The 8,500-nt window shown below is 66.1% G+C and carries 7 protein-coding genes; 3 read left to right on the top strand and 4 right to left on the bottom strand.

Annotated features, from left to right (window positions below; all coding sequences use genetic code 11):
* Positions 1-174 precede the first annotated feature (174 nt).
* A complete protein-coding gene (locus N5J73_RS10445; protein ID WP_049445401.1) occupies positions 175-1,575 on the bottom strand; it encodes a serine hydrolase domain-containing protein in 1,401 nt (466 codons plus the stop codon).
* 286 nt (positions 1,576-1,861) lie between these two features.
* Here N5J73_RS10445 and N5J73_RS10450 point away from each other — a divergent pair, with 286 nt between their 5' ends.
* On the top strand, positions 1,862-3,190 hold the full coding sequence (locus N5J73_RS10450; protein WP_049445398.1) for an MFS transporter: 1,329 nt from the start codon (positions 1,862-1,864) through the stop codon (positions 3,188-3,190).
* A gap of 75 nt (positions 3,191-3,265) precedes the next feature.
* Positions 3,266-3,616, top strand: coding sequence for a DUF1304 domain-containing protein (locus N5J73_RS10455; protein WP_049445395.1), 351 nt, complete (start codon positions 3,266-3,268; stop codon positions 3,614-3,616).
* A 221-nt stretch (positions 3,617-3,837) separates the two neighbouring features.
* Here the strand turns inward: N5J73_RS10455 and N5J73_RS10460 are convergent, their stop codons facing one another.
* From N5J73_RS10460 to N5J73_RS10470, 3 genes are all read right to left on the bottom strand, one after another.
* Positions 3,838-4,305, bottom strand: coding sequence for a hotdog fold domain-containing protein (locus N5J73_RS10460; protein ID WP_049445391.1), 468 nt, complete (start codon positions 4,303-4,305; stop codon positions 3,838-3,840).
* A gap of 75 nt (positions 4,306-4,380) precedes the next feature.
* On the bottom strand, positions 4,381-6,858 hold the full coding sequence (locus N5J73_RS10465; RefSeq protein WP_049445388.1) for an acyl-CoA dehydrogenase: 2,478 nt from the start codon (positions 6,856-6,858) through the stop codon (positions 4,381-4,383).
* The gene (locus tag N5J73_RS10470) at positions 6,855-7,772 is read right to left on the bottom strand and encodes an alpha/beta hydrolase (RefSeq protein WP_049445385.1); all 918 of its coding nucleotides are present in this window, start codon (positions 7,770-7,772) and stop codon (positions 6,855-6,857) included. Before N5J73_RS10470 ends, N5J73_RS10465 begins: the two co-directional genes overlap by 4 nt.
* A gap of 141 nt (positions 7,773-7,913) precedes the next feature.
* Here N5J73_RS10470 and N5J73_RS10475 point away from each other — a divergent pair.
* Positions 7,914-8,500 (top strand): TetR/AcrR family transcriptional regulator (locus tag N5J73_RS10475; RefSeq protein WP_279940909.1); only part of this gene is annotated, 587 nt, incomplete at its 3' end.

Consider the following 8,500-nt stretch of genomic DNA (forward strand, 5'->3'; position numbering starts at 1 on the left):
CGAGCCATTTGTAGAGGCGAGCCATGCTCGACTGCTTTTCGCCACGATTCCGCTCAGCCGCGCATGGCTCGGCTCTACAGGTCCAGCGGAGTCGAGCATGGCTCGACTCTACAAGAGCCAATAAAAAGGGCGACCCTCAGCCCGCCCCTCCCATCCACGGTCGAGCCCGCCAGATCAGCGCGGCGAGGCCACCGCACGGTTGCTCGAAGCACCCTTGCCCTTGCGCTTGTCCTGCTGTGCCGGGCTGGCGCCCTCGGCCATCAGGTTGTCGCTGCCGAAGTCGGTGTCAACGTCCAGCCAGCGCTGCGCCGGCAAGCCAAGTGCGGCATCGAGCACGGTCGGCAGCAGGCCGCTGGGAAGGCCGCTTTCGCCGTTCCACATGATGGCGATGCCGAGGTCGCGTTCCGGCACCAGTGCGACCAGGCCGCGGTAGCCCTGCACGGCGCCGGCATGGAACACGACGTCGTGGCCGGCGTAGTCGAAGGTGCGCCAGCCCAGTGCGTAGCCGGCCGAGTGCAGGCGCTCGCGGCGCCAGCCCGAACGCATCTCCCCGGGGGTGTTGATCAGGCTCGAATGCAGGGTGGCCAGCAACGGGGCCGGCAGCACGTCGGGGCGATGGCCGGTGTGGGCCAGCAGCCACTGCGCCATGTCGCTGGCGCTGGCGTTGACGCCGGCCGCCGGAGCAACGCGGTAGTAGGTCGGCTTCGGCGTCAGCGAGACCCAGCCATTGCGGCTGCGCACGTGCGGACGTGCCCAGCGCGAACTGGCCTGGATGCCGGCCAGGCCGAGGCTGGCATCGTTCATGCCCAGCGGCTTGAAGATGCGGCGCTCGACCGACTGCTCGTAGAAGCTGCCGGAGGCGGCATAGACGACGTCGCCGATCAGGCTGAAGGCCACGTTCTGGTAGGCGTAGCAGTCGCCCGGCAGGCACTTCAGGCTGGTGTTGGCCAGCTTCTGGGTAAGTGCGTAGTACTCGGCGTTGCCTTCGATGTCGCGGTCGTAGGCGTTGTACGGCAGGCCGACGCGATGGCTGAGCACGTCGGCCACGGTCAGGCGGTCGGTGGCTTCCGGCGAGTTCAGGCGGAAACCCGGCACATAGTCGGTGACCTTGCTGTCCCAGCGCAGGGTGCCGTCGTTGACCAGCAGGCCGGCCATGGTGCCGGCGAACGCCTTGGACAGTGACGCCAGGCGGAACACGGTGTGGGCGTCGACCGGCAACGGGTTGTTGACGTCGGTAACGCCATAGCCGCGCGCGCTGAGCACGCGTCCACCCTGCACGATGGCCACGGCCATGCCCGGCACGCGCTCGCCATAGGTGAGCTGCTGCGCCATCGACTCAATGTTGGCGACGTTGAAGCCGGCGGCCGGGGCCTGCACCTGCGGCACCAGGCCGGTGCGGTAGGCCGCGGGCTGGGTGTGAGCCACAGCAGCGCCGGCAGCGGATTCGATGTTGGCCGGCATCGGCGGCAATGGTGGTGGGGTCTGCGCGGTGGTGGACAAGGCAACGGGCATCAACATGCCCAGCAAACCGGTGGCCGCCGAACGGATCGGACGACGCAGGCTGTTCTTTTTCATCGGTTGGACCCGTGCGCGACTGCTGATGGCGATTCTAGCGCCGCTTTTCCCCTGTGCACAAACAAAGCGAAGATGAATGCGCATCTCGTTGAAAAAGTTGGAATTTTGACGCCCCGAAAGCGTGTATCGGAACGTGTCGTCCGGGCCCGGTCATGACAGTCCATTGCGGCCTTCAGACGGCCTCCTGCTGGCGATGTTGCAGTGCATTGGCTAACGTACGCGCTTCACCGCCCCCGGAGCCTGCCATGCCGCTGTCCAACCGCCGTCTTCTGGCGAGGGACGCCGCGTGAGCGCGGTGAGGGGCAACGGGCCGTTGCGTGGGCTGACGGCGGCACTGCGCGAGTCACCAGCGCTGTGGTGGTCGTTCCTGTATTTCTTCTGCCTGCTCAGCGGCTACTACGTGCTGCGCCCGGTGCGTGAGGCGATGGCCGCTTCGGCCGACCTGGAGAGTGTGTTTCCGCCGATGCTGATTGCCTGGTTCGCCAGCCATGGCATCGCGTTGAAGGACTTCGTCCTGCAGTTCCTGTTCTCCTGCGTGTTCGTGATCATGCTGGTGCTGCAGCCGGTGTATGGCTGGCTGGTCAGCCGCTTCCCGCGGCGGGTGTTCCTGCCGGTGGTGTACGGGTTCTTCATCGTCACGCTGCTGGGCTTCTACGTACTGTTCGATAGCGGTGTGCCAGGCCGTGGCATGGCCTTCTTTTTCTGGATCACCGTCTTCAACCTGTTCGCGGTGGCGGTGTTCTGGAGCTTCATGGCCGATGTGTTTTCCAACGCACAGGCACGTGCCTTCTACGGTTACATCGGCGCAGCTGGCACCATCGGTGCCTTCCTCGGTCCGATCATCACCAGTGCGCTGGTGCAGCGCGTGGGTATCGCCAACCTGATGCTGGTCTCGGCCGGTTTTCTCGCCATCTGCCTGTTGAGCATCTGGCGGCTGCGGCGCTGGGCGGTGCTGCGAGAGCATGAGCAGCAGCTGGTGTCCGGCGAACAGCCAATGGGCGGCAGCGTGCTGGACGGTCTGAAACTGATCGCGCGTGAGCCGTTGCTGCGCTGGCTGGCGATCATGGTGGTGTTCGGTGTGGGCGTGGGCACCCTGCTGTACAACCAGCAGGCCAGCATCGTGCGTGCGGCGTTCAACGATGCAGGTGCCGCCACGGCCTTCTTCTCGCGCATCGACCTGGCGGTGAACGCGCTGGCGCTGTTGATGCAGCTGGCCCTGACCCGCTGGCTGCTGTCACGCCACGGCATTGCACCGGCCCTGTTGATCCCTGGATTTGCGATCCTGATCGGCTTCTCGGTGCTTGCCGCTTCACCCATGCCGTTGATGGTGGCAGTGGTACAGGTGATGACCCGGGCCAGCGAGTTCGCATTGGCCAAGCCGGCGCGCGAGACCATCTACACGCGCGTGGACCGGCAGTGGCGCTACAAGGCCGGCGCAGCGATCGACACGGTGGTGTACCGCGGCGCGGACCTGAGCTTTGCGTGGGTGCACAAGGGCTTGTCGCTGTTTGGTTCACACGTGGTGTTCATCGGCGGCGTGGTGGTTGCCGCGTGCATGACCGCCGCCGCATTCGGTGTACTGCGCGAAGAAAAGAAGCTGCCGCGCGACCGCTGATTTTCCGGGGTCAGATCCCTTTCCCATGGGGAAGGGATCTGATCCGATTCTTCTTCCCTGTCCAAGGAACCGCCCATGTACTGGATCGCACTCGCCCTGACCTTGCTGGTCGCACTGCTTCACGTCTACTTCCTGGTGCTGGAGATGTTCCTGTGGACCCGCCCGCTGGGCCTGAAGACGTTCCGCAACACGCCGGAGAAGGCCGAGACCACCCGCGTTCTGGCGGCCAACCAGGGCCTCTACAACGGCTTCCTGGCGGCGGGCATCGGGGTGGGTCTGGTGATCGACCAGCCGGTACTGGTGACCTTCTCGTTGGCCTGTGTGGTGGTGGCGGGGTGCTATGGCGCGTACAGCGTGAGCCGGCGCATTTTCATGATCCAGGCGGTGCCGGCGATCCTGGCGTTGGTGTTTCGCGCGGTGGCGTAGTTTCCAGCCAACGGCGCAGCCCCTCGTGGGTTGGCCACGTAAAGCTTGTCATGGGGTTGGCCGGGCGGGTTGGGTCCGCGGGGGACGCCGCAAGTACGTCCGTGTAGGCTTAGCCGCGCCATCCATGGCGCGGATACCCCGCCCGGCCCCACCCCTCCGGCCCAGCCGATAAACCGCGTTTCGCGACGCACCCACGAGGGGCTGCGCCGTTCGCGGGAACACTACTTCGCCGGCGACATCCACATGTCGATCACCGCGCTGAACACCTCCGTCCCCGCGCGGTCGCGCACGCTCACCGTCACCGGCAGCGCATAGCCCTCGGCCGCGACCACGATCGGCTGCGCCGGCAGCGCCACCGCCTGCAGCGTGCCACGCGCCTTGGCCAGGTACTGCACCTGCATCCTCTTTGGAATCCAGCGCATTCCCTTCGGCAGTGATGCATCGACCATCAGCCCGGCGGTCAGTTCGGCCAGGTTGCACATCGCGATCGCGTGCACCGTACCGATGTGGTTGCGCACCTTGCGGCGGTCGGCCAGCGTGCCTTCGCAGCGGCCGTGTTCCAGGCGGGTGATGCGTGGCGCGATGCTGGCGAAGTAGGGCGCCTTGAAGCACACCGCGCGTGAGAACAGCCAGGTGCCGGCAGGCCAGCGCTGCAGGCGGTTGTAGAGCGAGAGCAGGGGCGTGGACATGAGGAGGATTCCGGTCGGCGGATAAAGCGACGGCGGGCCGAGGCCCGCCGTCGAGGCAACGCGTGTCGCGGGCGATCAGGCCGCCTGCGAATGCGGGTCCTTGTGCTGGCGGTCGTAGTAGCTGGCCGCGCGCAGTTCGTGGGTGTCGAAGTCGTCCACGGTGATGGTATCCAGCGTCAGCGTACGCAGCTCTTCCAGCAGGCTGCGCTCGTCCTGGGTAATCACGCCTTCGGCCACGGCTTCGTCCAGCTGGCTGTTGAAGTCCAGCGCTTCGATGCCCTTGCTCTTCAGTGCCTTCAGGAACTTGCGCTCCACCGGCTCGGCCATGATCGCCTTGCTCAGGTAGCTGTTGATGCGGCCACCCGGGTTGTTCTCGCACGGGGTCAGGAACACGCCGCTGGCCAGGCGGTCGCGGGCTTCATTCGGCGCCATCAGCAGGGCGGCGACGCGGCGGCTCAGGCGGTCGCCCGGGGCCTCGGCACGACGGCCCAGCGGGAAGATCAGCGCCCACATCAGCCAGCCGATCGGGCGGATCGGGAAGTTGCGCAGTGCGGCCGACAGCGACTCTTCGATCTTGTGGACGCTGTCATGGAAGGCCCAGGCCAGCAGCGGCTGGTCGGCCTGCGGTGCGCCTTCGTCGTGATAGCGCTTGAGCATGGCGCTGGTCATGTAGACATGGCTCAGCACGTCGCCCAGGCGGCCGGACAGCGACTCCTTGAACTTCAGCTTGCCGCCGAGGGTCATCATCGAGATGTCGGCCATCAGCGCCAGGTTGGCCGAGTAACGGTCCAGCTTGCGGAAGTAGCGGCGGGTATAGGCGTCGCCCGGGGCGGCACCGAAGCGCGCACCGGTCAGGCCGAACCAGAACGAACGCACGGCATTGGAGATGCCGTAGCGGATGTGGCCGAACAGGCTGCGGTCGAAGTCCTGCAGGCCGGCACGGGTGTCTGGATCCTGCGCGGCCTTCATTTCCTTCAGCACCCACGGGTGGCAGAGGATCGCACCCTGGCCGAAGATCAGCAGGCTGCGGGTCATGATGTTGGCGCCTTCCACGGTGATCGCGATCGGTGCAGCCTGCCAGCTACGACCGGCGAAGTTGCGCGGGCCGAGGATGATGCCCTTGCCGCCGATCACGTCCATCATGTCCGAGATTACTTCACGGCTCATGTTGGTGCAGTGGTACTTGGCAATGGCGGACGGCACCGACGGCACGTCACCGCGGTCCACCGCAGCAGCAGTGGCCTGCGAAAGTGCGCTGATCTTGTAGGCCTTGCCACCGATGCGGGCCAGCGCTTCCTCCACGCCTTCGAAGCGGCCGACCGACAGGCCGAACTGCTTGCGGATGCGTGCATAGGCACCGGTCACGGCGGCACCGGCCTTGGCACCGCCACTGGCGGTGGACGGCAGGGTGATCGAGCGGCCCACGGCCAGGCACTCGTTGAGCATGTTCCAGCCCTTGCCGGCCATGGCCGCGCCACCGATCAGCTGGGTCAGCGGAATGAACACGTCCTTGCCGCGGATCGGACCGTTCTGGAACGTCGAGTTCAGCGGGAAGTGGCGACGGCCGATTTCAACACCGGCGGTGTCGCGCGGAAGCAGGCCCAGGGTGATGCCGATGTCGCGGGTATCGCCGATCAGGCCATCCGGGTCGTACATGCGGAAGGCCAGGCCGATCAGCGAAGCGACCGGGGCCAGGGTGATGTAGCGCTTGTCGAAGGTCAGCTTGACGCCGAGCACCTGCTCGCCGTTCCACTCGCCCTTGCAGACGATGCCGTAGTCCGGAATGGAGGTGGCGTCGGAACCGGCGAACGGACCGGTCAGGCCGAAGCAGGGCACTTCGCGGCCATCGGCCAGGCGCGGCAGGTACTGGTCCTTCTGTTCCTGGGTGCCGTAATGCACCAGCAGTTCACCCGGGCCCAGCGAGTTGGGCACGCCGACGGTCGAGCTGACCACCGAGGACACCGAGGCCAGCTTCTGGATCACCTTGTGGTGGGCCAGCGCAGAGAAGCCCAGGCCGCCATATTCCTTCGGGATGATCATGCCGAAGAACTTGTTCTTCTTGATGAAGGCCCACAGTTCCGGCGGCAGGTCCGCATGGACGTGGGTGATTTCCCAGTCGTTGACCATCGTGCACAGCTCTTCGACCGGGCCATCGAGGAAGGCCTGTTCTTCGGCGGTCAGCTGCGGCTTTGGGTAGTTGAGCAGGATGTTCCAGTCCGGATCACCGGTGAACAGTTCGCCCTCGAAGCCAACCGAGCCGGTTTCCAGCGCGATGCGCTCGGTCTGCGACAGTGGCGGCAGCACCTTGCGGAACACCTTCATCATCGGGCCGGTCAGCAGCGGCTTGCGGATGAACGGCAGCAGCAGCGGCACGGCGATGACGGCCAACACAGCGGCCGCAATGATCGTGGCGGTCTGGTTGACGTAGGGGATGAACCAGCAGGCGGCCAGCAGCGCCACGCTGATCAGCGTCCAGGTAACCAGCCGCATGCGGTGGTAGGCGACGAACGCGCCTGCCAGCAGCAGGGCGAGGAAGGGAAGAACGATGCTCATGAGCGTGCTCCGGTGACGTGCTCGTTTGTGGCGGACGAAGCTGCAGCATCCGCTGCGGGCAACACGTCCAGATAGTCCAACACAGTTGCGGTAAAGGCGTCGTTGTCATCGCCGGCGACCATGTGCGTGGCCTGCGGCAGCTGTACATGGCGCGCGTGCGGCGCCAACGCCAGGAATTCGGCCACGGTCTGTGGCGTGACCAGGTCGCTGCGGCCGCCGCTGACCAGCAGCAGCGGGCACTTCACCTGGCGTGCGGCCTCGGCCAGCGCATCCTGGTGCTGCTCGCTGTCGCGGGCCAGTTCGGCCACCAGACGCGGGTCCCAGTGCCAACGCCAGCGGCCGTGGCCGTCCTCGCGCAGCAGTGCGCGCAGCGACTGCTCGGATTTGCGCGGACGGTGCGGCATGTAGGCCGAGATCACGTCGGCGGCCTGGGTCAGCGAGGCGAAGCCGTCAGGATGGGCGGTCATGAAGGCCAGGATGCGTTCGACACCGGCGGTATCCCAGCGCGGGGTGATGTCGACCAGGACCATCGCCGAGAACAGGCCAGGCCAGCGCGATTCGGCCAGCAGGCCGAACAGGCCGCCCATCGAGGCCGCGACCAGCACCGGCGGGCGCGGTTGCTCGCCGGCCAGCACGATCAGATCATCGGCGAACTGTTCGCCGTGATACGGCAGGTCGGCGGCATTCCAGTCCGAGTCGCCGTGGCCGCGCGCATCGTAGGCCAGGGTCTGCAGACCCGCCGCGGACAACGCGCGGGCGGTGGCGATCCAGGCATGACGGGTCTGGCCGAAGCCATGTGCGAAAAGCACCCGGCCGCGTCGGCCATGGTCGCTGGCGGTCGCTGCAAGGCGCGCGCCATGGGCAGCCTCCAGGCGCAGATCATGGAACGCAGCGGGAGTAGGGGACGTAACCATACTTGCTAGTATGGATCGCTTGGGTGGGAAGTCAATACTGCATCGTATGGTGCAGTGCGACAGGCCTGCAGGAGAGCCCTTTGAAGGTTTCGCCCGCAACGGCGTACTGCAACGAACCCCGGCGTATGGTTAAATCAGCCCATGAATCAACCTGACGCTTCCGCCGGCGAACCGCGCGCCGGCCGCAACAGCCGCCTGAGTGCCGAAGACTGGGCCCAGGCGGCCCTCGACCTGATTGCTGAACAAGGCGTAGGCGCCGTTGCGGTGGAACCGCTGGCGCGGCGACTCGGCGTGACCAAGGGCAGTTTCTATTGGCATTTCCCCTCGCGTGACGCCTTGCTGCAGGCCGCGCTGGAACGCTGGGAACTGTTCGAACAGGAACAGGTGTTCGGCAGTCTGGAAGACGTACCGGACCCGCGTGTGCGGCTGCGCCAGCTGTTCCAGATGGTGGCGCATGAAGTGCAGCCGCACATCATCTACAGCGAGCTGCTGAAGGCGCTGGACCACCCGATGGTGCGCCCGGTGATCGACCGGGTGTCGCAGCGCCGCCTCGACTATCTGATCGCCTCGTTCCGCCAGGCCGGGCTCAGCTCGACCGATGCGCGCCACCGTGCACGCCTCGCCTACGCCGCCTATGTCGGCTTCCTGCAGTTGTCGCTGCAGTTGCAGCAACCCAAGCAGGCGCGCGAGGATTTCGAAGCCTACGTCGAGCACCTGATCGAGACGCT

Origin of the sequence: Stenotrophomonas sp. GD03654 (genome assembly GCF_029845105.1) — a bacterium.
Taxonomy (GTDB): Bacteria; Pseudomonadota; Gammaproteobacteria; order Xanthomonadales; family Xanthomonadaceae; genus Stenotrophomonas; species Stenotrophomonas africana.

Bases quoted from the DNA above. Each gene is read 5' to 3' on its own strand.
- N5J73_RS10470 (WP_049445385.1), bottom strand. From the start codon at position 7,772: ATGGTTACGTCCCCTACTCCCGCTGCGTTCCATGATCTGCGCCTGGAG.
- N5J73_RS10465 (WP_049445388.1), bottom strand. From the start codon at position 6,858: ATGAGCATCGTTCTTCCCTTCCTCGCCCTGCTGCTGGCAGGCGCGTTC.
- N5J73_RS10445 (WP_049445401.1), bottom strand. From the start codon at position 1,575: ATGAAAAAGAACAGCCTGCGTCGTCCGATCCGTTCGGCGGCCACCGGT.
- N5J73_RS10460 (WP_049445391.1), bottom strand. From the start codon at position 4,305: ATGTCCACGCCCCTGCTCTCGCTCTACAACCGCCTGCAGCGCTGGCCT.
- N5J73_RS10455 (WP_049445395.1), top strand. From the start codon at position 3,266: ATGTACTGGATCGCACTCGCCCTGACCTTGCTGGTCGCACTGCTTCAC.